The 24,916-nt window shown below is 39.5% G+C and carries 14 protein-coding genes and 2 pseudogenes; 5 read left to right on the forward strand and 11 right to left on the reverse strand.

All coding sequences use genetic code 11. From position 1 onward, the window contains the following. Positions 1-255: 255 nt before the first annotated feature. From ACDG22_RS03290 to ACDG22_RS03300, 3 genes are all read left to right on the forward strand, one after another. Entirely contained in the window at positions 256-2,091 is a 1,836-nt protein-coding gene (locus ACDG22_RS03290; protein WP_007567455.1) for an alpha-L-fucosidase, read from the forward strand. Positions 2,092-2,250: 159 nt separating this feature from the next. Next, positions 2,251-5,856, forward strand: coding sequence for a glycoside hydrolase family 2 TIM barrel-domain containing protein (locus ACDG22_RS03295; protein ID WP_007567447.1), 3,606 nt, complete (start codon positions 2,251-2,253; stop codon positions 5,854-5,856). A gap of 151 nt (positions 5,857-6,007) precedes the next feature. Next, positions 6,008-7,627 (forward strand): BNR-repeat neuraminidase N-terminal domain-containing protein, encoded by a 1,620-nt coding sequence (locus ACDG22_RS03300; protein WP_007567446.1) that lies wholly within the window; start codon positions 6,008-6,010, stop codon positions 7,625-7,627. 77 nt (positions 7,628-7,704) lie between these two features. Here ACDG22_RS03300 and mnmD read toward each other — a convergent pair whose 3' ends face one another. From mnmD to ACDG22_RS03330, 6 genes are all read right to left on the reverse strand, one after another. Further along, entirely contained in the window at positions 7,705-8,358 is a 654-nt protein-coding gene (gene mnmD, locus ACDG22_RS03305; protein WP_040311887.1) for a tRNA (5-methylaminomethyl-2-thiouridine)(34)-methyltransferase MnmD, read from the reverse strand. 29 nt (positions 8,359-8,387) lie between these two features. Further along, positions 8,388-8,849 (reverse strand): YqaA family protein, encoded by a 462-nt coding sequence (locus tag ACDG22_RS03310; RefSeq protein WP_007567442.1) that lies wholly within the window; start codon positions 8,847-8,849, stop codon positions 8,388-8,390. Further along, positions 8,825-9,766 carry a hypothetical protein gene (locus tag ACDG22_RS03315; protein WP_007567440.1) on the reverse strand — a complete coding sequence of 314 codons (942 nt, stop codon included), beginning with the start codon at positions 9,764-9,766 and terminating at the stop codon, positions 8,825-8,827. The genes ACDG22_RS03310 and ACDG22_RS03315 overlap by 25 nt, the downstream gene beginning before the upstream one ends. A gap of 97 nt (positions 9,767-9,863) precedes the next feature. After that, on the reverse strand, positions 9,864-11,138 hold the full coding sequence (gene purD, locus ACDG22_RS03320) for a phosphoribosylamine--glycine ligase (RefSeq protein WP_007567436.1): 1,275 nt from the start codon (positions 11,136-11,138) through the stop codon (positions 9,864-9,866). A gap of 32 nt (positions 11,139-11,170) precedes the next feature. After that, positions 11,171-13,453 (reverse strand): S9 family peptidase, encoded by a 2,283-nt coding sequence (locus ACDG22_RS03325; RefSeq protein ID WP_370858771.1) that lies wholly within the window; start codon positions 13,451-13,453, stop codon positions 11,171-11,173. A gap of 20 nt (positions 13,454-13,473) precedes the next feature. Then, entirely contained in the window at positions 13,474-14,880 is a 1,407-nt protein-coding gene (locus ACDG22_RS03330; RefSeq protein WP_007567433.1) for a THUMP domain-containing class I SAM-dependent RNA methyltransferase, read from the reverse strand. Positions 14,881-15,147: 267 nt separating this feature from the next. On the opposite strand from ACDG22_RS03330, the gene ACDG22_RS03335 reads away from it, so the two are divergent. Continuing rightward, complete coding sequence (locus tag ACDG22_RS03335; RefSeq protein WP_370858772.1) at positions 15,148-17,169, forward strand: glycoside hydrolase family 65 protein; 2,022 nt, start codon at positions 15,148-15,150, stop codon at positions 17,167-17,169. A 91-nt stretch (positions 17,170-17,260) separates the two neighbouring features. Here the strand turns inward: ACDG22_RS03335 and ACDG22_RS03340 are convergent, their stop codons facing one another. From ACDG22_RS03340 to mnmA, 4 genes and pseudogenes are all read right to left on the reverse strand, one after another. Continuing rightward, positions 17,261-17,611, reverse strand: coding sequence for a copper resistance protein NlpE N-terminal domain-containing protein (locus ACDG22_RS03340; RefSeq protein ID WP_227994775.1), 351 nt, complete (start codon positions 17,609-17,611; stop codon positions 17,261-17,263). Between the two features lie 12 nt (positions 17,612-17,623). Then, positions 17,624-18,073, reverse strand: a pseudogene (locus tag ACDG22_RS03345) (copper resistance protein NlpE); the annotation flags it as partial. A 42-nt stretch (positions 18,074-18,115) separates the two neighbouring features. Beyond that, the gene (locus ACDG22_RS03350) at positions 18,116-19,018 is read right to left on the reverse strand and encodes a serine O-acetyltransferase (RefSeq protein WP_177593737.1); all 903 of its coding nucleotides are present in this window, start codon (positions 19,016-19,018) and stop codon (positions 18,116-18,118) included. 262 nt (positions 19,019-19,280) lie between these two features. Further along, entirely contained in the window at positions 19,281-20,411 is a 1,131-nt protein-coding gene (gene mnmA / locus ACDG22_RS03355; protein ID WP_260401376.1) for a tRNA 2-thiouridine(34) synthase MnmA, read from the reverse strand. Positions 20,412-20,680: 269 nt separating this feature from the next. On the opposite strand from mnmA, the gene cysS reads away from it, so the two are divergent. Further along, the gene (gene cysS / locus ACDG22_RS03360; RefSeq protein ID WP_022125373.1) at positions 20,681-22,159 is read left to right on the forward strand and encodes a cysteine--tRNA ligase; all 1,479 of its coding nucleotides are present in this window, start codon (positions 20,681-20,683) and stop codon (positions 22,157-22,159) included. Positions 22,160-22,235: 76 nt separating this feature from the next. Here the strand turns inward: cysS and ACDG22_RS03365 are convergent. Then, positions 22,236-24,803: pseudogene (locus ACDG22_RS03365) on the reverse strand (glycoside hydrolase family 3 C-terminal domain-containing protein). Positions 24,804-24,916 lie beyond the last annotated feature (113 nt).

Raw genomic sequence — 24,916 nt, forward strand, 5'->3', positions numbered from 1 at the left:
AATAATTTAAGTTTTGACAAAGATACAAAAACTTATTTTTTATTAGTATATTGACATATCCTAATGTGTATTACGGCTACTAAACAACTTTGATTTCATAAAATGAAAATTTATTAAATATTTATTGGTATAAATAAGTGATATTATCAGACATTATGTTAAATTTACGCAGGAAACCTAAAGTTATTGTTTAGCTAAGATTAAAAAACAAGTAGCAGTAAAAAAACTAATACTAATCTGATAAATTAAAACTAGATGAAAAATCTTAATCAATTTCTTGTGTGCTTATTTCTCTCTTTATTATCAGTTGTAGGACAAGCTCAGCGGAATACTCCTTATTTTGTTAAGCATTTGCAGTTTTCTGGTAATGAAAGTTTAGAGCAAAAGGCTGTTATGGCGGCACGTCTGATTCCTTCTTCGCAGCAGTTAGAGTGGCAGAAGATGGAACTTACTGCTTTTTTACATTTTGGTATTAATACTTTTACCGGTAGAGAATGGGGAGATGGAACGGAAGATCCAGCTTTGTTTAATCCGACTGATTTAGATGCTGAGCAATGGGTACGTACATTGAAAGAATGTGGATTCAAGATGGTTTTGCTTACAGCGAAGCATCATGATGGATTCTGTTTGTGGCCAACTAAAACAACTAAACATTCAGTTGCATCTTCACCTTGGAAAAATGGTAAAGGAGATGTTGTGCGTGAACTTCGTGATGCATGTAGTAAATATGGAATGAAATTTGGAGTTTATCTGTCTCCATGGGATCGTAATGCTTCTTGTTATGGAAACTCTCCAGAATATAATAAGTTTTTTGTTGCGCAATTAACAGAGTTATTGACCAATTACGGCGAGGTACATGAAGTTTGGTTCGATGGTGCAAATGGGGAAGGCCCTAATGGGAAGAAACAGGAATATGACTGGGATACATTTTATAAAACAATTCAACGTTTACAGCCGAAAGCTGTAATGGCTATTATGGGAGATGATGTGCGTTGGGTTGGTAATGAAAAAGGACTTGGTCGTGATACTGAATGGAGTGCGACAGTTTTGACTCCAGGGATTTATGCGCGCTCAAAAGAAAATAATAAACGTCTTGGAGTTTATGAAACAGCAACGGATCTGGGAAGCCGTAAAATGTTAGAGAATGCAACAGAATTATTTTGGTATCCTTCGGAAGTTGATGTTTCGATTCGTCCGGGATGGTTTTGGCATGAAGAGGAGAACTCTAAAATAAAAAGCTTGAAACAATTGTCTGATATTTATTTTCGGTCGGTTGGTTATAATTCTGTATTACTGTTGAATATACCTCCTGACCGTCGTGGACTGATAAATGAGGCAGATATCAGCCGTTTAAAGGAATTTGCTGCTTATCGTCAACAGGTCTTTTGTGACAATAAACTGATAAATGGAAATACGTATTGGAAGGCTGCTCAAGGTGAAAAACATGTTTATACTGTTCGCCAAAATACTCCGGTAAACGTGGTAATGCTACAGGAAGATATTTCAAAAGGACAACGTGTTGAAAACTTTATAATTGAGGCGTGGTTAAATGGAAGCTGGCAGTTATTAGGAAAAGGAACTACGATTGGGTACAAGCGAATGCTTCGTTTTCCAGAAGTTATGACGGATTCACTCAGAATATGTATAGAATCTACTCGTTTGGATGCGAATATTATGAATGTAGCTGCTTATTATGCACAGCCTTTGATTGATGAGGAGCAACTGACTACTTGGAATAATCTTTCTAGAGATTCTTGGAAAAAAATATCGGTTTCTCCTTTAACAGTTGATTTTGGCAAAACTGTTACGGTAAAAGCTTTTACTTATGCTCCTTTGAACGAAGAGGCTAAACCTACTATGGCATATCATTATAAACTCTACATTAGTTTGAATGGAACAGACTGGCAGGAAGTTATATCAAACGGAGAGTTTAGCAATATTATGCATAATCCATTACCTCAAACAGTGGCACTTCCTCAGAGTAAACAGGCACGGTATATAAAGATTGAGGCAACTACTCCTAATGCATCGACAGCTGTAATTGAACTGGAGGAATTGGGGGTAACTGTTATTTCTGATGACAATAAATAATGTACATATTTATTGTCTGATATAATAGCTTGGTATTTGTGGAGTGTTTTTATCATCGAGTGTTAAAATGAAAGTGTATTTACTTGTTTCTGTATTGTCTGTTGTAATCATTAATAGACATTGAAAAACTATAAAAATGAAAGTTCCAATATTGGTTTTATGAAAAAGATACTTATTTGTTTGATATATGTATGGGTAAGTGCTGTTTGTACAGCACATGTTCAAGTTGGCTTTGCTCGGAATAAATTGTACAATATTGTACCTGTAAATTATTCTGGTAAGGCTGTAGGATATGATCCTGATAGCAAAAGGGTGGTTTTGAGTGTTAGTAATGATGCTGATAAATTGCAGCAATGGAGTGTCACTAATTTATCTGGTAGTTTCCGTTTTATAAATCCTTTTGAGAATAAAGCAATTCATGCTACAGGGGATAATACATTGAGAATAACAGAAAACAATGGTTCAGATGAATCTCAGTTATGGATTATAAAGAAGAGTGGCAAGTTCTTGCAGATATATCCTTCTAATAGCCCTGATTTGATATTGGCTTGCCAACAGAAAGGGCGGTTGGTTTTAGTTGATAAGGTAAAGTTTCTGAATAATCCAGAAACGTATTTTTATATTAATGTTAGTAAAGTAGCAATGCCTGCGGAAGCTGCTTCTGGTACATTAGAACGTCCTAAGGTTTATTGGGAAGACGAGACTATGTTTGCAGAAAATAAAGAGCCGGGTTGTGCAACTTACATTCCTTATATAACCGAGAAAGAAATGCTGGCTGATAAAGATTTTTATCGTACACCATGGGTGTATAGCCAGAGCTCTTCGTTTAAATTGTTGAATGGCAACTGGTATTTTCATTTTGTATCAGAACCTTCTCAACGTCCGGAATCATTCTATAAAGAAGATTATGATGTATCGAGTTGGGAGACTATTCCAGTTCCTTCAAATTGGGAAATGCAGGGGTATGACCGTCCTATTTACGCGAATGTAGAGTATCCTCATTCCAATACACCTCCTTATATTGATGCTCGAAAGGGATTCAATGATGGTGGAGCTAATTATGGGATTAATCCGGTGGGTTCCTATGTGCGTTTCTTTGATTTGCCTGCTGGATGGGAAAAACAGCGTACATTTATCCATTTTAGTGGTATATATAGTGCTGCATTTGTATATCTGAACGGAGAATATGTCGGTTATACACAAGGATCGAATAATGTGGCAGAGTTTGATTTAAGCAAATATCTGCGCACAGGAAAAAATCGTTTGGCTGTTCAAGTATTTCGCTGGAGCGACGGTTCGTATCTTGAATGTCAGGACATGTTCCGTATGAGTGGTATTTTCCGGGATGTTTATTTATATAATGTTCCACGAGTAAGTGTACGTGACCATTATATTACTTCTAAGTTAGATGCAGCTTCAGAATATACCAGTGGCGAAATGTCTGTTAATATGATGCTTGATAACCGTGATCGGATGAAAGGGGTGAAGAATCTGATTGTAAAATTATTCGATCCAGATGGAAGACTGGTAGCAGAAACAGAGCAACAGGTTAATTATTCAGATAAGAAAGAAACTGTATATTCAAAAGCTACATTCAAGCTGAAGAATCTTGTAACATGGACAGCTGAAACTCCTAACTTGTATACGGTTCATATTATCCAGCGAAATGGGGATAATGATGAAATGGTCTTTTCTACCAAGTATGGTTTCCGCAATATAGAACTGAAGGGTACAGTGGTATATATTAATGGACAAAGAGTATTTTTCAAGGGAACTAATCGACATGACACACATCCGGTTTATGGTCGGGCTGTTACTGTAGAATCAATGTTGCGTGATGTGACACTGATGAAACAGAATAATATTAATACTATCCGTACTTCTCATTATCCGAATGATGCGAAAATGTATGCTATGTTCGATTATTTCGGACTTTATACAATGGATGAGGCTGATTTGGAAGACCATGCTAATCAGTCGATCAGTGATATGCCTTCTTGGATACCTGCTTTTGTTGATCGTATTGACCGTATGGTACTTAGAGATCGCAATCATCCAAGTGTAATTTTTTGGAGCTTGGGTAATGAAGCTGGAGGAGGAAGTAATTTCCAGGCTTGTTATGATGCTGCCAAACGATTGGATAACCGCCCCATACACTATGAGGGTACACGCGATGGAAAAGAATATGGCGGAAATCGTTTTAGTGACTTGTATTCGAAGATGTATCCGGGTATGAAATGGATGAATACATATGTAAGCTCATTGGATAAACCGATGTTTATTTGTGAGTATGCTCATGCCATGGGTAATGCTATTGGAAATTTAAAAGAATACTGGGAAAGCATTGAAGGAAGTTCGGCTACTATTGGTGGAGCTATTTGGGACTGGGTAGATCAGGCTATCTATGAGCCTCATGAAATGAAAAAAGGTATTTATCGTCTGCATACAGGGTATGATTTTCCAGGTCCTCATCAGGGTAACTTCTGTTCGAATGGAATAATTCCGGCAACTCGTGAAGAATCGCCTAAGTTGAAAGAAGTAAAAGCTGTATATCAGTATGTACATTTTGCTGATAAGGGAGTTGATGTAAAAAGAAATGAGGCTAAAGTGTTGCTGAAAAACACATATGATTTCCTTTCACTTGATAAATTCTATTTGCGGTGGCAAGTTGTAAAAGACGGTTTTCGTATGCAACCGGATAGCATGATGCTTCCAGCTGTAATGCCTGATGATTCACTGTTGGTGGCATTGAATCTAAAAGGTATTAATTTAAAGAAGGCTATAAAGAATGGTGAGGAAGTCATGCTTGATTTGTATGTATGTCGTACAGATGCTGAAACTTGGGCTGGTGCTGGGCATGAGGTTGCAAAACAGCAATATGAATTGTCTGCACGAAAGGAATTACCTGAGTTAAAGAGCTTACATGGAAAGAAACAGAAGTTGGCTGTTTCTGACAATGAAAACTTATTGACGGTCAAAAATGCTTATATAGAAGCCTCTTTCGATAAGACAACGGGGCAATTGGTTACATTAGTTATGAACGGCCAGCAGGTTGTCAGTCAGGGAGGAGGATTTGTATACGATAATCATCGTTGGATTGAGAATGATAAATTTACTGAAACGGCTAATGGACTGTCGGAAAAAGGAACATGTACGGTGACCGAAGAGAAAGGCAATATTATTGTTACCACTAACCGTGAAGGTAGTTTATGTAGTACGGATATCGTATATACATTTACTCAAACGGGAGTCATGGATATGGAGGTTGTTTTCCGTCCGCATACAGCTGATTTACGTCGTTGCGGCTTGGTGGCAAACATTGACTCAACATTGAGCAATATCGATTATTATGCATATGGTCCATGGGAAAATTATAATGACAGAAAAGACGGTTGTATGGTAGGTCGTTATACGACAACAGTGGAGGATATGGAAGTTCCTTATATGAAACCTCAGTCTATGGGAAATCGTGAAGGCCTTCGTGAACTGACTTTATATAATAAAGAAGGTAAAGGTGTAAAGATTCAGACTGAAGGTAATGTGTCGTTTTCTGCTCTGCGATATACAGATAAAGATTTGATGGAAGGACAGCATGCTTGGGAGTTAGAGAAACGTCCGTATATTGTGCTTCATCTGGATGCTGTACAGCGTGGAGTAGGAAATGCTAGTTGTGGGCAGGATGTAGATACATTACCTGCTTATCGTATTCCACAACAAGAAATGAAGTATAAATTACGTTTCTTTACTTGTTCTCTGAATAATTAAGTCATATTAATCAGAAGTCAAAGCTGATATCTAAGAAGTTTAATATTGATGAAGACATTCTTATAGTCAGTTTAGACTTCTGATTTTTATTTATATCTTAGTATTAATAGAAACTATATTGAAGGTAGTTTCGTAGATAATTTGTTAGCCTATGAAAAAATTATTATCATTTTTAGTTGTGCTTTCATGCGTTCTCGGTATAAAAGCAGCAGATACAGTCTTTATAAAGAATCCTCAAATACCAATTCTGATAGAGCGGCATGATAATGTTTTATGTTACATGCGTATTAATGCGCACGAGGCAAAGGTCTTGGATAATGTTTCTGTGACATTTGGACAAGATGTACCTTTAGAGCAGATTAAATCAGTAAAACTATACTATGGAGGTACTGAAGCTATTCAGGACAGAGGAAAGAACCGTTTTGCTCCTGTAGAATATATTTCCGCTCATGCGCCAGGCAAGACTTTATCTGTCAATCCGTCATATGCTATTAAGAAATCTGAAATTGTTCCCCAAAAGAATTCTGTATTGTTGACTGGAAATCAGAATTTATATCCGGGAGTAAATTTCTTTTGGGTCAGTATAGAAATGAAGCCAGAAGCATCGTTGCTTACAAAAATCACTGCTGAAGTGACGGGGGTAACAGCAGATGGTCAGTCGTTACCAGTTAAATGTGTATCAGCACCGAATGTTATACGTCGTTTGGGAGTAGGTGTGCGTCATGCCGGAGATGATGGTGCAGCAGCTTTTCGTATCCCAGGTTTGGTGACAACCAATAAAGGTACATTGTTAGGTGTATACGATGTGCGTTATAACAGTAGTGTGGATTTGCAGGAACATATTGATATCGGTTTGAGCCGAAGTATTGACGGTGGAAAGACTTGGGAAAAAATGCGTCTGCCTCTAGCTTTTGGAGAATACGGTGGGCTGCCAGCAGCTCAGAATGGTGTAGGAGATCCCTCAATTTTGGTTGATACAAAAACAAATACAATCTGGATTGTTGCGGCATGGACACACGGAATGGGTAATCAGCGTGCATGGTGGAGCTCACAGCAAGGTATGGATGTAAATCATACGGCTCAGCTTGTTTTAGTAAAAAGTACAGATGATGGAAAAACCTGGTCTGAGCCGATTAATATAACCGAACAAGTAAAACACCCTGAATGGTATTTTTTGTTGCAAGGTCCGGGTAGAGGTATTACTATGGAGGATGGTACATTGGTATTTCCTATTCAATATATAGGTAAAGACCGGATTCCTAATGCTGGTATTATGTATAGTAAGGATAGAGGAGAAACATGGACCATTCATAATCATGCACGTACAAATACTACGGAAGCTCAGGTTGCTGAAGTTGTTCCTGGAACACTGATGTTGAATATGAGAGATAATCGTGGAGGAAGCCGTGCTGTTTATACAACTTCTGATTTGGGCATGACGTGGAAAGAACATGAGTCATCACGAACAGCATTACCTGAGCCTGTTTGTATGGCAAGTCTTATCAGTGTGAAAGCAGCGGACAATGTTTTAGGTAAGGATATATTGATTTTTTCGAACCCGAATACAACCAATGCCCGTAAAAATATTACTATAAAAATAAGCCTTGATGGTGGAAATACATGGGCACATCAGTTGCTTTTAGACGAAGGTGAGAACTGGGGTTATTCGTGTCTTACGATGGTAGATAAAGAAACGATTGGCATTCTTTATGAAAGTAGTGTTGCACATATGACTTTCCAATGTATCAAGCTAAAGGATATCGTGCAGTAAGTAAAAAATATATGTATTTATTAATATAAGAATTTCCCTTCGTATTTCATGGAAACGTGAATACGAAGGGAAATCTTTTATTTTGAAGCTCTCAATATCTCTCGTTTTCCACCTGGAGGGCCTGGAAGACGTTCTACGGTAAATCCCGCAGTTTGCAGCATCCGGCGTATTACTCCTTTAGCACAGTATGTTGTGAGAATACCACCAGAATTTAGAGAAGCATATAGGGTGTTGAATAGTTCTTGGCTCCACATTTCCGGTTGTTTTTCTGGAGCAAAAGCGTCAAAGTAAATGAGGTCAAATGCTCCTTGGAATTTATAGTTCGTAAAATCTCCTTCTACTTTATGTAAAGTAAAGTAAGGTGTTAAGCTTATATCTGTATTCCATGCTGAATTATGCAGTGCATAGAAGTCGTTACTACGTTCCGGGCAGATCTGTTCTGGATAGGCAAGTTGATGTACAATATCATTACTTACAGGGTAGCGTTCTATTGTTGTATAGTGAACTTGACGTTTTGAATTATCAGCTTCCAACAGAGTGAGAAATGCATTGAGCCCGGTTCCGAAACCGATTTCCAGTATTCGCAGTGTAGAGGAGGGATGATGTTTCATTCCCATGTTGATAAATATATGTTCAGACTCCGTCAAAGCCCCTTTTACGGAATGATAATGTTCGTTTAGTTCAGGTACGAAAAGTGTATAACTTCCATCTGCAGTTTGTTCTAGTTCTATCATAAATTAAAATTGATATAATAATTATTTTAGAAAAGACTGATAATACCAAGAGTTGCTGCTACTAATATAGCGTAACGAGCCAGCTTACCGATGCTCATCGAAACAGTAACAATCCCAATATGAGCTCTCATCAATCCTAGTACAATTAAAATTGCATCTCCTACTACAGGCAAAAAAGAGAATAATGCCATCCATGCTCCCCTTCCATGTATAAATCGGGTAGCACGTTCCATTTGTTTCGGAGTTACTCCAAGGTATTTTTCTATCCATTCCATTTTTCCAAGATGGCCTATCCAATAGCAGGTAAGTCCACCTAAAACGTTGCCTGCTGTTGTGGCAATGGTAGACCATACAGGGTCGAGCCCTAAGCCAACACAAGCAAGTAGGACTGCTTCAGAACTGAATGGTAAAATTGTTCCGGCAAGAAAAGCAGACAAGAACATACCAAAATATCCCCAGTCGGTCAGAAGTTGAAGAAATATATCCATAAATTAAATAAGCACAATGCAAACCAGATAACAAGAACCGTAATAAAAGTTATTCGGGTAAATTTACTGAAAGTAAGTGAAAATAAATGTCCTCCCATAAATACCATCGGAATAATAGCTAAAGGAAGTAATGCTTTAATATGAGATGGTTGTAAAACCATAAGAATATTTATCCATACTCCCATGGATAGTATCACTTGTAATAAAATACGAGTTTGTACTTTGTCTTTATATGCAAATCGTAAATAAGGAATACTAAATGCAATCCATAATATTGTGATAACTCCCCATAAAGTATAATAGCTGAAATGTATGGGTGCATAATTTATTTGATCAAACTGTAGAATATGCGAAATTACATTGTAGAATTCTTCGGTTTGATCCGTATATAAGTCATATCCCAGCAGAAGCCAGTAAGGTAATGTAAAGCCAATGATTCCGGCAAAAAAGGTTTTTCCTTCGAGCGAACGAAGGTTAATCATATGAATATATAGTAGCGGAGTAATCCAAGCTATACAAGGAAGAATAAGGCTACTTAACCCCATCCACAAGAAAGCATGGAATATGGCGGTCGAAGCATGGGGAGATTCATAGCTTTGAAACAGTGAATATAGCATACAAAGAAAGAATACTGGAAGTAATAGTGTAACATTCCATGTATGCAAGAAAGGTGTTGCCGCATAAAACAGAAGAAAAAAAGAAGCAGGAAGCGTCGTACGTGTACGTATCAGTGCAAACTTCGTATCCGTTTCCAGTAGCAGGTAAGTAGTAAGGCTGAATATTAATAACGAGCCAATATTTGCCCATAAATGTGGAGTCGATATGACCCATAGAATAAGTGTTAAAGTACTTACAACTGGAAGTGTGGCACGTCCTGTCGCAACTTCGTATTGAAATCTGTTTCTGGTCTGGATCATGTGACGGATATTGATGACAAAAGAAATGTCACCACAGCTACACTCATTTACTCTTTAAACAGAATAATTGGTGTAGCTGTGGTGATGAATTGAAATATTATAAGTCGAAACCGATATCAGAACGGAAATATTTCTTTTCGAATGAAATTTTTCCGGCATTGGTAAAGGATTGTTTCAATGCTTCTTCCTTGTTGGTACCGTATGAGCTGACAGCTATCACACGACCTCCGGATGTGACAACCTGATTATCTTTCAATGCTGTTCCGGCATGGAATACGATGCTGCCTCCTGCTTTAGCTTCTTCGATTCCTGTTATAGGGAATCCTTTTTCATATGCTTCTGGATAACCGCCAGATACCAGCATAACGCATACTGCAGAACGTGAATCTATTTCCAGTGTCTTTTCATTGAGGTTTCCTGCCGCTACTCCTTCAAACAGTTCCACAAGGTCACTCTTAATGCGCAGCATGACACTTTCAGTTTCAGGGTCACCCATACGGACATTGTATTCAATAACCATCGGTTCACCTTTTACGTTAATCAAACCGAAGAAGATAAATCCTTTATAATCGATCCCTTCAGCTGCCAGGCCTTCTACTGTCGGACGAATAATGCGTTCGTCTACTTTCTTCATCCAAGCTTCGTCTGCAAACGGTACTGGCGAAACAGAACCCATACCTCCGGTATTCAGACCTTTATCGCCCTCGCCGATACGTTTGTAATCTTTTGCTTCAGGTAAGATTTTATAGTTCTTTCCGTCAGTCAAAACGAAAACAGAACATTCGATACCACTCAAAAACTCTTCGATAACAACGGTTGCCGATGCATTACCGAACATACCGCCGAGCATTTCTTTCAGTTCTTTTTTTGCTTCCTCTAAAGTCGGAAGAATCAGTACACCTTTTCCAGCACACAAACCGTCAGCTTTCAATACATACGGAGCTTGTAATGTTTCGAGGAAAGCAAGACCTTCTTCCAAATTGGCAGAAGTAATGCTTTTATATCCAGCTGTCGGGATGTGATGACGTTGCATGAATCCTTTAGCGAATTCTTTACTTCCTTCGAGTACGGCACCTGCTTTTGACGGACCGATTACTGGGATATTGGCCAATGCAGCATCGTTCTTAAAGAAGTCGTAGACACCTTTTACCAATGGATCTTCAGGGCCTACTACTACCATGTTGATACCATTTGCTACAACAAATTCTTTGATAGCTTCGAAATCGTCTGCTTTTATTGCTACATTTTCACCAACTTCACGTGTTCCGGCATTACCTGGAGCGATGTATAGTTTTTCTATTTTCGGACTTTGGGCGATTTTCCATGCTAGTGCATGCTCACGTCCACCTGAACCTAACAGTAACAGTTTCATATGTTTACAGTATTATGATTTGTTTCTTTATTTTATTTCAAATGATCAAGAAAATAACGGGTGATGTGTTCGTGCAAGTGTACGCGGTCGCGCCCCATCATGTTGTGACCGTCTTCCGGATAGATGAAGAAATCTGGATGAGTTCCAGCGTCAATACAAGCACGTAAAAAACTGATGCTGTGTTGCGGTACACAGGTAGGATCCATTCCACCGATAATTACTTCCAGACGACCTTTCAAGTTACCAGCCTTTAAGCGAAGATTTGATTCTTTATATCCTTCAGGATTAGCTTGTGGAGTATCCATGTATCTTTCTCCATACATAACTTCGTAGAATTGCCAGTCGATAACCGGACCACCAGCTACTCCTACCTTGAAGATATCCGGATAAGTCAGCATAAGATTAGTTGTCATGAATCCCCCGAAGCTCCATCCATGAACACCGATTTTGTCTGCATCAACATATGGAAGTGATTGCAGGAACTTGGCTCCTTGTACTTGGTCTTTCATTTCTTCTGTACCAAGATGGCGGAAGGTACAATTTTCGAACTTAATACCGCGATTATCACTTCCACGGTTGTCAACAGTAAGCATTACATAACCTTGTTGTGCCATGTAAAGATCCCATCCACGTGCATCATAAAAACGGGTATTATGTATCATTTGTGCATGTGGACCTCCGTATACGTAAATAATAGCCGGATATTTTTTGTTCGGATCGAAATTAACAGGCTTAATTAAGCGGTAATACAAATCTGTTTCTCCATCGGCTGCTTTAATTGTTCCTACAGTAATTTCCGGTAAATTGTAGTTTTCCTTTAGCGGGTCGGTTGCTGTGAACAGAGTTGTACCTTTTTTCCCGGTAGTAGGAAGAATACTGATTTCACGTGGAACATTGTTCGAAGTGAAGTAATCGATAAGATAGGTTCCACTTGCTGATAATTTGGCCTGGTGAGTACCATCTTCCATACCGATCAGTGTACGTTTCCCATTTTTTACGTTCAGACTGAATATATTAGTCTGTAAAGGAGATATTTCCGTACTTGCAATTATGATTTCTTTACGAGAAGTATTGAATCCTAAAACATCTTGAACCAGCCAGTTGCCTTCGGTCAATGGGATTGTTTTCAGATATTCACAATATTGGTCTTCACTATCCTTTCCAGTTTTCCATTCACCTTTCAGTTTGGTTTTTGTATCCATAAGATACAAATGGTTGAAACCGTCTCGCTGTGTCTGATAAATAAACTGGCTATCATCCCAAGGTAAAAATATCAGAGGATGCTGAGGCTCTACGTAACGAGTATGTTTCTCTTCATAAAGCACTCCTATCTTTTGTCCGCTTACGGCATCATATTGAACCAGTTGTGCATGATTCTGGTCGCGGTTCAGTTCGATAACGAATATACTCTTTTCGTCAGGGACCCAACTGATGTTAGTAAAATAACGGTCAGTAGGATCACCGGCTTGTAAATAAATTGTCTTGCCATCTTTTACATTGTATATTCCGACAGTTACTTTATGGCTTGTCATACCAGCCATTGGGTATTTGTCGGGAACAAGCTCGGCAATGCGTGCTGTAGTATTTACCTGTGGATAATCGGTTACCATACTTTGGTCCATACGGTAGAAAGCCAAGTAAGTACCTTTCGGACTCCAAAAAGTACCTTTCATGATACCAAACTCATTACGGTGTACAGCTTGGCCATATACGACATCCTTTTCCTGCTGTTGATTACCTGTAACTTTCGGGTTAACCATGCTGCTGAAATCCCTTTCATGTGCTACATACAGGTCATTCCCGATAGTATATGCCATGTAGCCATTTTCTTTACAGAAATCGAAGTTTGTCGGGCCTTCTCCCTGCAGGTTAAATAGATTGACTATTTTCTTTTTGCTGAAGTCATACCATATCATGTACTTTTGTCCGGGAGTACGGTCGTCATACTGGGTAAAAGTAATCACATTACGGTCACCCCAAGGAAGTGAAGCAGCCATCAGTGTACGAAGTGGTTTGATATGACCTGTAAGTTTGTAAGGCATTTCGCCATTTTTCAGCGCTTCATTTACCTCTTCCAGTGTGACGAGTATACTTTCTTTTCCGCTTTTAGTATCTATTTTTTTGATGTTCTCTATATCTGTACGGACACATATATCACCCCACCATTGTAGTCCGGGCATGCTTTTCGGCACAAGATTAAAATAATTATCTCCACCCGGTATTACATCATTGAGGGTGAATGTCTTTTTCTCTTGGGCAGATGAAATTGTTGCTATCATACAGAATAGAGCTATTATTTGAAATATACGCTTCATTTTCAGTGGATATACGTTACTTATTCATTTTCTGTATTTTCTTCGTTTGCACGACGACGGTGCATGTAACGAGGTGCGGGTGCCTGCTTAGGGCGTCCGTCATCAGTAGAAGGACGTGAAGGACGATTTTCGCGAGAAAAGTTTTTCTTATCGTTTTCCTTACGCTCTGTTCGGAAACTTGTTTTTTTATCTCCTTTATATTCTACTTTTTCTGCACGCTTCCGTGGACGGGTTTCGTTTCCTTCCCGCTTAGGCTTAAATTCTTTGTCACTGTTTTCACTACGGAAGGTTTTGTATTTTCCATCGAAAATCTGATATTTCCGGAACTGACATTCCAGTGAACCATTAAACAAAGGAACTTTGACTGATGGCTTTAGTCCAATTTGGTCGAAACATTCGTCACGATAGCTTAATATCCAGGCATCATTGCCGCTGAATGCATGTTTCAAGCGTTCTCCAATCATTTGGTATAGGCCTAGCAGATCATCAGAAGATATTCGTTCTCCATAAGGTGGATTAGTCACAATGATACTCTTTTCTTTAGGCTGTTCAAATTGCTGGAACGGTTGGATTTTTAGAATGACATCCTTGCTTACTCCTGCTGCTTTTACATTGTGCACAGCAATTTCGTTGGCTTTCGGATTGTTGTCATATCCGTAAATTTTATGGTTAAATTCACGTTCATTAGAATCATCATTATAGATTGAATCGAATAAATCCTGGTCGAAGTCACGCCACTTTTCAAAGCCAAACTCTTTACGGAATACTCCCGGAGCAATATTGCGTGCGATAAGTGCTGCTTCAATAGGAATTGTTCCAGAGCCACACATCGGGTCTATTAAATCACATTCGCCTCTCCATCCAGTCATCAGAATCATTCCGGCAGCCAATACCTCGTTTAAAGGAGCTTCTACTTGTTCCTGACGGTAGCCACGGCGATGAAGTGATTCACCCGAACTGTCGAGTGAAAGTGTACAACGGTCTTCTGCAACATGGATATTAATAGCCAGATCCGGATTGCTAATACGTACAGATGGACGATTGCCTGTCTTTTCACGGAAATAATCGACAATAGCATCTTTTACCTTATAAGCAACAAACTTCGAATGACGGAATTCATTGGAGAATACTACCGCATCAACAGCAAAGCTGCTCATATTATCCAAATAGTCTTCCCAAGCAATACTTTTAACAGCTTCATACACTTCGTCTGCTGTTTTTGCAGTAAAATGTTTGATTGGTTTTAAGATACGAATAGCCGTGCGCAAGCAAAAATTAGCACGATACATCATTGCTTTGTCACCGGTAAAAGAAACCATACGGCGTCCGATTTCAATATTTCCGGCTCCCAACTCGGTGAGTTCTTGTGCCAGCACTTCTTCCAGTCCCTGGAAGGTCTTGGCGATAAGCTCGAATTCTTGATTCATTTTAACTAAATTACGTAATTTCAATTAATTGTGCAAAAATATGAATTTTCGGTCAGCCAGTCAACTGTTTGATAAGGTTTAAATACATTTTGTTGTAAAGAAAGTCAACTTTGATATTTTTATTATGTAATATCTTGCTTTCGTGAAAAATATTACTGCTGCTCGCTTTACCCTCAAGGAAGTTGATTTTTATTTTGAAGAAAAATGTATCTTTGCCAAAGCCTGAATTGAAAATAATAAGAAATGTACTTCAGAATGAAAATTACTATGAGAATACATGCTCTATGTTTTATACTGGGAATAATCTTGTCTGCAACGTCTATAAGAGCTGAAGAAGAAAGACTATGGCAACTGCATGCTGTTGATATTCAAGCTCCATATGCTCCTGCTCCTATGGCAAACGGATGTATAGGGATTCTTCCTCAAAAAGAACCTTTTGCTGTAGAGCATGTTATGTTGAATCATGTATTCGATGCTGCATCTCCCCATGTTGTTAGTCGAGTAATGAGAGGAATTAATCCGTTTTGTCTTTCTATGAAAATAGACAATATAAAAGTTGATACTTCAAATATCTCTGACTGGCAACAAACGATAGATATGCGTCGTGCTGTACATCAAACAAGTTTCCAGACTTTAGAAAAAGCAGATGTTTCTTATGAGTTGTGTGCTTTACGCAATTTGCCTTATGCCGGTTTAATTCGTGTGACTGTTCAGGCATGTAAGGATATGTTGTTGGAAGTCCGTTCAGGAATGGGTATTCCAGACGATTATTCGCAATCTTCAATTCGGCATCGTGAAATGGAAGCTGATGGAAATCGTATGTACATGCTTGAATCGGATGCAACTTCTCGGTTTGGATACCGTCGGGTAGCTTCTACTTCTTCTTTTCTTTTCAATGGCGAACAGATAAAGCCTATATATGATGAAGCTACTCGGGAATTGTTTTTTTCGATTCAGCTAAAAAAGGGAGAAACATTTTGTTTCTCTTTAGTAGGAAGCGTATGTTCATCACGTGATTTTTTTGATCCCTATAATGAAGCAGAGCGGCAGGTAATTTATGCAGTGCATGAGGGAGAAGAAGCATTGATGCAGGCACATTATCGTCTTTGGGATGAACTATGGCAAGGTGATATACGTATTGAAGGAGATGATGACGCACAGCGTATCGTAAGATTTGCCTTATTTAATTTATATTCTTCTTGTCGTGGAGGTAGTCGCTTAAGTATCCCTCCTATGGGATTATCGTTGCAGGGATATAATGGACATATCTTTTGGGATACAGAATTGTGGATGTATCCCCCTATGCTTCTGTTGAATCAGGATATAGCCCGGTCGATGCTTGATTATCGCTTTGACCGTCTTCCTGCTGCTCGTAAAAAAGCATTGGCATATGGTTATCGGGGAGCAATGTTCCCGTGGGAGAGTGATGATTCTGGTGAAGAAGCTACGCCTACTCATGCATTGACCGGTCCGTTTGAACATCATATTACAGCCGACATAGGAATTGCCTGCTGGAATTATTATTGTGTAACTCGTGATATGCGTTGGCTGCAACGTGAAGGTTATCCACTGCTCAAAGAAATTGCAGACTTTTGGGCAAGTCGTGTTACTCGCAATCAGGATGGTTCATATTCAATTCATAACGTGACCGGAGCTGATGAATATGCAAACGGTGTTACAGATAATGCGTTTACTAACGGTGCAGCGTCACTTGCGCTTAAGTATGCTTGTCAGGCTGCAGAGATTTGTGGAGAAAAGGTTCCGGAAATATGGTGGGAGATTGGAGAAAATATCCGCATATTACAATTCGAAAATGGTGTGACACGTGAGCATTTCACTTATAAAGGCGAAATGATCAAACAAGCTGATGCAAATCTGCTAGCTTATCCACTAGGGGTGATAACTGATGAATACAGACAGAGACAAGATTTGGAATATTATGCCGAGCGTATAGACCAAAAAGATGGACCGGCTATGTCGTACTCTGTTTATTGCGTACAGTATGCTCGTATGGGAGAAGCAGATAAAGCATACGAGATGTTTCGTCGTTGTTATGAGCCCAATCTGAAAAAGCCTTTCGGAGTTATTTCGGAAACTCCCACAAGTAACAATCCATATTTTATGACTGGAGCAGGAGGTTTATTGCAGGCTGTATTGAATGGCTTTTGTGGACTCCAGATTACGGATGAAGGAATCGTCCAGCTTCCGTCAGCGCTTCCTTCTCACTGGAAACGGGTAACTGTTACAGGTGTAGGTTCTGATAAAAAGACTTATGTAAGAGAAAGGTAGTATGATGTAATAAAACAACTTTCTAAAGTATCTAAAAAAATCCTTCTCACAGTTGAAGAGGTAACTTTAACATTGTGAGAAGGATTTTTTATCAGTTAACTTTTTTCAGTTGATAATTCAGGTTCGACTGACTTTTTTCCAGTTTATCATTTAGTAAGGTAAGAGTTTGGTCATTTTCTACCAGGAAATTAAAGGTTTGCTTTTGGTCATTTGTTATAAGTTGCCATACGGTAGCGTTTTCATTTCCGGCCATACCACGTAAAGTGAAGCGTTTCCCTTCATAAGTAAATGTCTTATCTTTCCCGTTTTCAGCTTCTTTGTAAGTCAAAGCCAACGAAAATGTTCCGTCTCCGCTATGCTTTTTACTTTTGATGGTTAACGAATAGAATATCCCGGGACCGGAGGCGGCAGGAAGCAATCCTTCGTAAGTAAGGGTTTGCATTGGACCTAGTTCATCTTTACTCTGAGTATAGATAAGTTTACTCCTTTGGCTGATAGTCCATATACCATCAATGAAACGCACGTTTTTTGTATCATCATCTTCGATATTCCAAGCATATTTGCCTGTAGGTAATGTACGTCTTTCCAAGATTTCCTTAGGCTGTTCGTCAGAAAAGAATAGCTCTGCTAATGTCGAATCGGGGCTGAAAACAATAAAGGCCGATCGTTCACTTCCATCAGCCGCATCGACTCGTATTCCCTTCTCAAAAAGACGGATACAATCTTTCTGTACTTCGCTCCACGTATATCCGGCTGAAGCAAGACAACCATGCTCATCTCGGTCGTTTCCTACTGCTTGTGGGATATTCTTTAAAGAGTCACTATTGTTATCTGTTTCTTGCTTTTTTTGAGTATTGCAAGCAGCCAGCAATATAGCTAGACATATTGTAATTGTTGGTTTCATATTTTTTCTATTAATCATTAAAACTTTGTTCTTATATATAATTTATTCCCGGCGTTGTACGATGCGTGAACCAGCTGGTACACTTTCCGTTACCCAAATGTTACCACCAATTGTTGCACCTTTACCAATGGTGATACGTCCTAAAATAGTTGCATTAGAATATACGATGACGTCATCTTCCAGAATGGGGTGGCGGGCAATACCCTTTATTGGATTTCCGTTTTCATCGAGTGGGAAACTCTTGGCTCCCAATGTAACTCCTTGGTAGAGCTTTACATTATTACCAATGATACACGTGGCACCGATTACTACCCCTGTACCGTGGTCGATAGTAAAATGATGCCCGATCTGTGCTCCGGGATGAATATCAATTCCGGTTTCCGAGTGAGCCATTTCGGTAATGATGCGGGGAATAAGCGGAACATTCAGCATATACAGTTCGTGTGCAATGCGATAATTGGTAATTGCACGGATAATAGGATAACAACAGATGATTTCTCCAAAACAGGTAGCTGCTGGATCTCCGTAATATGCTGCTTCTACATCGGTAGCAAGAATACGTCGTATTTCAGGGAGTCTGCTGATAAAACGTGCTGCTATGGATGCAGCTGTATCTCGGTCAGGAGTTTTCTTGATTACATTATCCGAAGGAGTATTCTCTAGTCCGAAACATAATCCTGCCTGTATTTGCTCTGTCAGCAAGCCAAAAAGTTCTTCTACATTTACTCCGATGTGGTAGTTGATAGTTCTTCGGTGGACGGTAGAGTTTCCGAAATAGCCAGGGAAAAGAATTTCTCGGGAGAGTTCTACAATTCGGCGCAGTGATTTCCCTGATGGAAGCGGATCGCCATCTTTATATTGATGAAACAAACCTTCGTACGAATGCTTGTCAGAAAGTTCGCTTACAGCTTGTGTCAGTGTATGTGTGTAATCGGATAGACTCATAGCTTTCTGTATTTGGTTGAAAAACAAAATTAGTCATTTTCATTAAGTCAATGAGGGAGAAGGTATGTTTTCGTCTTTATTTATGGATTATAATTGTATTTTTGCAAAAAAATACAGATAATATGGTAGTCAATAAGAAGAATCCTTTTGCTTGGAAAGCAAAGCAGACGGGGAAAAAGAAATCCAGCGGTAAGCGAGTAGGAAAATCAAAACCCGAAAAAGCAAATAATCAGTTGAACAGGAGGGTCAAGTGATAATCTTGTTATAATGACGAACAAATAATGCCTCCACCCAATACGACGTCATCGCGATAAAAAGCAGCGGCTTGTCCGGCTGCGATGGAAGTCAATGGCTCGTGTAGTTTGATATGCAGTTGTCCGTCGGGGGTAGGGATAACGGTACAACGGTTGGCCTGCTTGCGATAACGGATTTTTACGATGATTTCATCAGTTGTTTCAAATAAGGCAGAAGGATTCGTTACATGCCAGTCGGTGAGATACATTTCTGTTTGTCCCAGTGAGCAGAGCTGGTCACTGAGAATAATACTGTTGGTCTGAGGGATAATCTGTTTTACAAACAATGCTTTATTCAGATAGATTCCTAACCCCCTGCGTTGTCCGATGGTATAGAAAGGGTAGCCTTCGTGCTTTCCTAAGCAATTACCGGATTCATCATAAAAATTACCGGGCATGATAAGCTCTTTTTTTACATGCTCTTTTAAAAAACTGCGGTAGTCCATAGGGCAAAAGCATACTCCCAGACTGTCGCGCTTGTGAGCAGCTTTCAGGAAACCACGTTCGGCTGCAATTTCGCGTACCTTATTTTTGGTCAGTTTTCCCATGGGCAATAGCATACGTTGCAGTATGTCTTGAGGCAATCCCCACAAGAAAAATGACTGGTCTTTATCTACATCTGTTCCGGTTGTGATATGCCAATATCCGTCAATATTCCGTTTTTGTACATAATGTCCAGTAGCAAAATGATAGATGCCTTTTTCATCGGCTAGTTTCTTCAGTAACGGCCATTTCAGATAATTGTTGCAAAGGGTACAGGGAACAGGAGTACGTCCTGTCATATATTCATTGATGAAATAGGAAATGATTCGTTCGCGGAACTCATTGCGTGCGTCATAGGTTATATGAGAAATATGCAGACGTTCACATAATTCGCGTGCATCATCCAGGTATTCGGTATTGTTGTCTTTTTCATAGAAACGAAAAGTCACACCGGTTACTTCGTAGCCGGCATCTTGCAGGAGCAGGGCAGCTACTGAGCTATCTGTTCCTCCGCTCATACCTAACAGGACTTTGTTGTTTTCTTGCATATATTTTACGTATGGGCATAAAAAAAGGAGTACCGCTGTACTCCAACCTTTGTTAACCTTAAATCTAATACTATGAAAAACACAGTGCAAAGGTACGGACTTTCAGGATATCTGCAAATATTTGGACCGAAAAACTATGTTTTATAACATGATTTAAGAAATTGCCCACCTCTTCTATGTTTGTTAACTAAATTTCTTGCCTTAGTTTTTGACGAATATATATAGCTTTCCGTATTTGGTAAGGCATATAGGAAGCCTGTTTGTGAAAAAAAATATCCTCTGTTTCCTTATTATTTCTTTTTTCCGTACTTTTGTGACTTAACTAAAAGAGATTATTTATGGAAAATAAGCTGACTATTTATAATACGCTTACCCGTCGTAAGGAACTTTTTGTTCCGTTGCATGCTCCTCATGTGGGTATGTATGTGTGCGGGCCTACTGTTTACGGTGATGCTCATTTGGGACACGCTCGTCCGGCTATTACATTCGATATTCTTTTCCGTTACCTGACACATCTGGGTTACAAGGTACGTTATGTCCGTAATATTACTGATGTTGGACATTTGGAACATGATGCAGACGATGGTGAAGATAAGATTGCAAAGAAGGCACGTCTGGAGCAGTTAGAGCCGATGGAAGTTGTTCAGTATTATCTGAACCGCTATCATAAGGCTATGGAAGCTTTAAATGTACTTCCTCCAAGCATTGAACCACATGCTTCAGGACATATCATCGAACAGATTCAGTTGGTAGAGGAGATTCTGAAGAATGGATACGCTTACGAAAGCCAGGGGTCTGTTTATTTTGATGTGGCAAAATATAACAAAGACCATCACTATGGAAAGCTTTCCGGACGTAATCTGGACGATGTTATCAATACTACCCGTGAACTTGACGGACAGCAGGAAAAACATAATCCTGCCGATTTCGCCCTCTGGAAATGTGCCCAGCCGGAACATATCATGCGCTGGCCGTCACCGTGGAGTAATGGCTTCCCGGGATGGCACTGTGAATGTACTGCTATGGGACGCAAGTATTTAGGAGAAAACTTCGATATTCACGGAGGAGGCATGGATTTGATTTTCCCGCATCATGAGTGTGAGATTGCTCAAAGTGTAGCTTCTCAAGGACATGATATGGTACGTTACTGGATGCATAATAATATGATTACCATTAACGGTCAGAAGATGGGTAAGTCGCTTGGTAACTTTATTACGCTTGATGAATTCTTCACTGGTTCGAACAAGCTTCTTACTCAGGCTTATTCAGCAATGACAATCCGTTTCTTTATTCTTCAGGCACATTATCGTAGTACAGTTGATTTCAGTAATGAGGCTCTTCAGGCCGCAGAAAAAGGACTCGAACGTATGATGGAGGGTGTGAAGAACTTGGAACGTATTACTCCTTCGAAGACTACTTCGGGCATTGAACCGGCTGGATTGCGTGAGAAATGTTACGAAGCGATGAACGATGACTTGAATACACCGATTGTTATTTCTCATCTGTTCGACGCTATCCGTATGATTAATACTGTAATCGATAAGAAAGCAACTATCAGTGCCGACGACCTTGAAGAGTTGAAGAGTGTATTCCATACCTTTGTGTTCGATATTTTGGGATTGAAAGCTGAGGCTGAAAACAATGCGGCGCGTGAAGAAGCTTTTGGCAAGGTGGTAGACATGCTTCTCGAACAGCGTATGCAGGCAAAAGCTAATAAAGATTGGGCTACCAGCGACAAGATTCGTGATACACTGGCTGCATTAGGCTTTGAAGTAAAAGATACAAAAGACGGATTTACCTGGAAATTGAACAAGTAAACCTGTATTTTTGAGTAATAGAATAAACGCGGATTTGTGCAACTTTTATCTGCATGAATCCGCGTTGGTGTTTTTATTATTGATTCATGTCAATAGTTAGTGATTGCTGAAGACGGATATCTGCCGAAGATGCTCCTACCATAATCGTATAGGTACCCGAAGGATGCAGGAACTTACCTTGAGTTTCATCCCAATAGCGCAGTAGGTCTTTACGCAATTTAATTGTTATTTCCTGTTCCTCTCCTTTTTTTAAAGTTATGCGTCGGAATCCTTTTAGCTCTTTTATAGGCATTATTTCATTGCGAGAGGGAAGCTGTACGTAAATCTGTGCTACTTCATCACCTGCATATTTACCTGTATTTTTCAGTTGAAAAGAAACTAAAATTTCATTCAGGCCGTCACTTATTTGTAAATTTGAATATTTAAATGTTGTGTAACTTAAACCATATCCGAAAGGATAAAGCACATCTCCCTTAAAATATTGATATGTACGTCCTTTGGTAATATCATAATCATTAAAATCAGGTAAATCTTTTAAACTTTTATAGTAAGTCAATGGCAAGCGTCCTCCTGGATTATAATCCCCAAAAAGTACTTCTGCCACAGCCTTACCTCCACTTTCACCAGGATACCAAGCGTTAACAATAGCTGGTATATGTTCATCCATCCAATTGACTGCCAATGAACTACCAGCAATAAGTACTACAATGACATTAGGATTTACCTTATATATTTCTTGCAGGAACTCCTGTTGATCTTCCGGAAGCAAGATGTCACTTCTGTCTTGTCCTTCACGCTCTATCGATTTATTGATTCCCAATACCGCAATCACTGTCTCACACTCACGTACAGCTTTCCCGGCTTCGCCATACAGATCTAATCGGCTTGTTTTACCTACTTTAGGAACACTCCACTGTAACTTTGCCACGGCATAATCACGATTGTCATAATATTCGGCCTTCAAATGATAATCCTTTCCTGCTTGCAAATATACGGAAACTGTATCTGTACGTACTGAATGTCCTTGCCATGCATCTATCTGCACTTTATCATCAATGCTCAGACGGCAACCATCGTCCGAAGTGAAGCTGAGTACATATCGTCCGGTAACTGTAGGACGTAGCTTACCTGTCCAGCGAACTGATCAAGGTGATTTGAAAAGAAACGGATCCGGTGCTTGGTTTCCAGGTTCGAAGTTAATCCACTCTTCTTTCCTTACTTTGGGGATACCTTTCAATTGGATATTATCAAAATACTCAGCTTTCAGCCCATCTGGGAAACTAATTCCTTGGATAAGCTCCATGCCATCTACAGCGGACCTCCATGGGGCATATACAACTTTAATATCTTTGCCTACCCGTTCTTTTATGCCTTGCAAAATAGAAATAGGGGCTATCACTGGCGAACCACTGTAATCACCAAACTCACAGTTTCCAGCATTGATTCCAACTACGGCAATTGACTTTAATTTTTTTGTATCAAGTGGCAGTACCCAATTATGATTTTTAAGTAATACTATACATTGACGGGCTGCTTCAAGTGCCACTCTTTGATGCAATTTTGAACCGATTATAGACGGAGATATCTTAGTATAAGGATTGTTTTTACCATTGTCAAAAAGGCCTAACCGCATTCGTGCTTTTAAAACATGATAGGCGGTCGAGTCAATATCGGCATCACTTACCATATATTGTTTGTAGGCATTTAACAACGGTTCATAATAAACATCATCACCACATTCCAAATCAAGACCTGCTTTGATAGACAACGTAGCTGCCGCTTCTTTCGTTTTCACGTATTTATGTGCGTTAACCAACAAGGAGGGACCTCCGCAATCGGATACCACATATCCCTGAAATCCCCAATCATGTCGCAAAACTTTGGTTAACAGCCACGAATTCAACGTACAAGGAACATTGTTTATGGCATTATAAGCAGACATGATGGAAGCAGCTTTTCCGTCCTTTATGCAAGCCTCAAAGGCCGGTAGGTAATATTCCCTTAATTGCTTCTCTGAAATTTGCGGATTGCATTCAAAACGATTGTGCTCCTCATTATTGGCTGCAAAGTGTTTAGGTGTGGACACGACTTTTAGATAACGGGCGTCATCTCCCTGTAATCCGCGAACAAAAGCAGTTCCCATCGTACCACTCAAGTAAGGATCTTCACCATATGTTTCTGGGGTACGCCCCCAACGGGGATCACGAGCCATATTGACTGTTGGAGACCAGAAAGTTAGTAAATCACTAAATTGGCCTTTCTGTAATTTACCTTGGTCCAGTTCATTCCAGCGTGCACGTGCTTCATCTGAAATAACAGTAGCTACTTGATATTGTAATTCTGGATTCCAAGTAGCAGCTAAACCAATAGCTTGAGGAAACACAGTGAAACGCCCAGGACGGACTACTCCGTGCAAAGCTTCATTTCCGTGATAATATTTGGGTATATCTAGCCTAGAAATACCTGGAGAGGTGGCGCGCAATAGGCTTACCTTTTCTTCCACTGTAAGTCGGGATAATAAATCCATGATTCGTTCGTGAAGAGGTGCATCTTCGTTTTTATACAATTCCTGAGCCTGCATCGGAATTACGTAGGCTATTATCAGCAACAGTCCGGCAAAATTAATTTTCTTAATTCTGTTCATGGCACTTTGGGAATATTAATTATTAATGCGAATCAGCAGTTGAAAACATCTTCTGATTCTTGATTTAAAAGTTTGTAATTCAGTCAATTACCTCATTGTTTTATTTTACAATC

The sequence above is a fragment of the Phocaeicola coprocola genome (assembly GCF_041333015.1).
GTDB classification, from domain to species: Bacteria; Bacteroidota; Bacteroidia; order Bacteroidales; family Bacteroidaceae; genus Phocaeicola; species Phocaeicola coprocola.

Coding starts and splice junctions, on each gene's coding strand:
- ACDG22_RS03335 (WP_370858772.1), top strand. CDS start 15,148: ATGAGAATACATGCTCTATGTTTTATACTGGGAATAATCTTGTCTGCA.
- cysS (WP_022125373.1), top strand. CDS start 20,681: ATGGAAAATAAGCTGACTATTTATAATACGCTTACCCGTCGTAAGGAA.
- ACDG22_RS03315 (WP_007567440.1), bottom strand. CDS start 9,766: ATGATCCAGACCAGAAACAGATTTCAATACGAAGTTGCGACAGGACGT.
- purD (WP_007567436.1), bottom strand. CDS start 11,138: ATGAAACTGTTACTGTTAGGTTCAGGTGGACGTGAGCATGCACTAGCA.
- ACDG22_RS03340 (WP_227994775.1), bottom strand. CDS start 17,611: ATGCAAACCCTTACTTACGAAGGATTGCTTCCTGCCGCCTCCGGTCCC.
- ACDG22_RS03290 (WP_007567455.1), top strand. CDS start 256: ATGAAAAATCTTAATCAATTTCTTGTGTGCTTATTTCTCTCTTTATTA.
- ACDG22_RS03350 (WP_177593737.1), bottom strand. CDS start 19,018: ATGAGTCTATCCGATTACACACATACACTGACACAAGCTGTAAGCGAA.
- ACDG22_RS03330 (WP_007567433.1), bottom strand. CDS start 14,880: ATGAATCAAGAATTCGAGCTTATCGCCAAGACCTTCCAGGGACTGGAA.
- ACDG22_RS03325 (WP_370858771.1), bottom strand. CDS start 13,453: ATGAAGCGTATATTTCAAATAATAGCTCTATTCTGTATGATAGCAACA.
- ACDG22_RS03295 (WP_007567447.1), top strand. CDS start 2,251: ATGAAAAAGATACTTATTTGTTTGATATATGTATGGGTAAGTGCTGTT.
- ACDG22_RS03310 (WP_007567442.1), bottom strand. CDS start 8,849: ATGGATATATTTCTTCAACTTCTGACCGACTGGGGATATTTTGGTATG.
- ACDG22_RS03300 (WP_007567446.1), top strand. CDS start 6,008: ATGAAAAAATTATTATCATTTTTAGTTGTGCTTTCATGCGTTCTCGGT.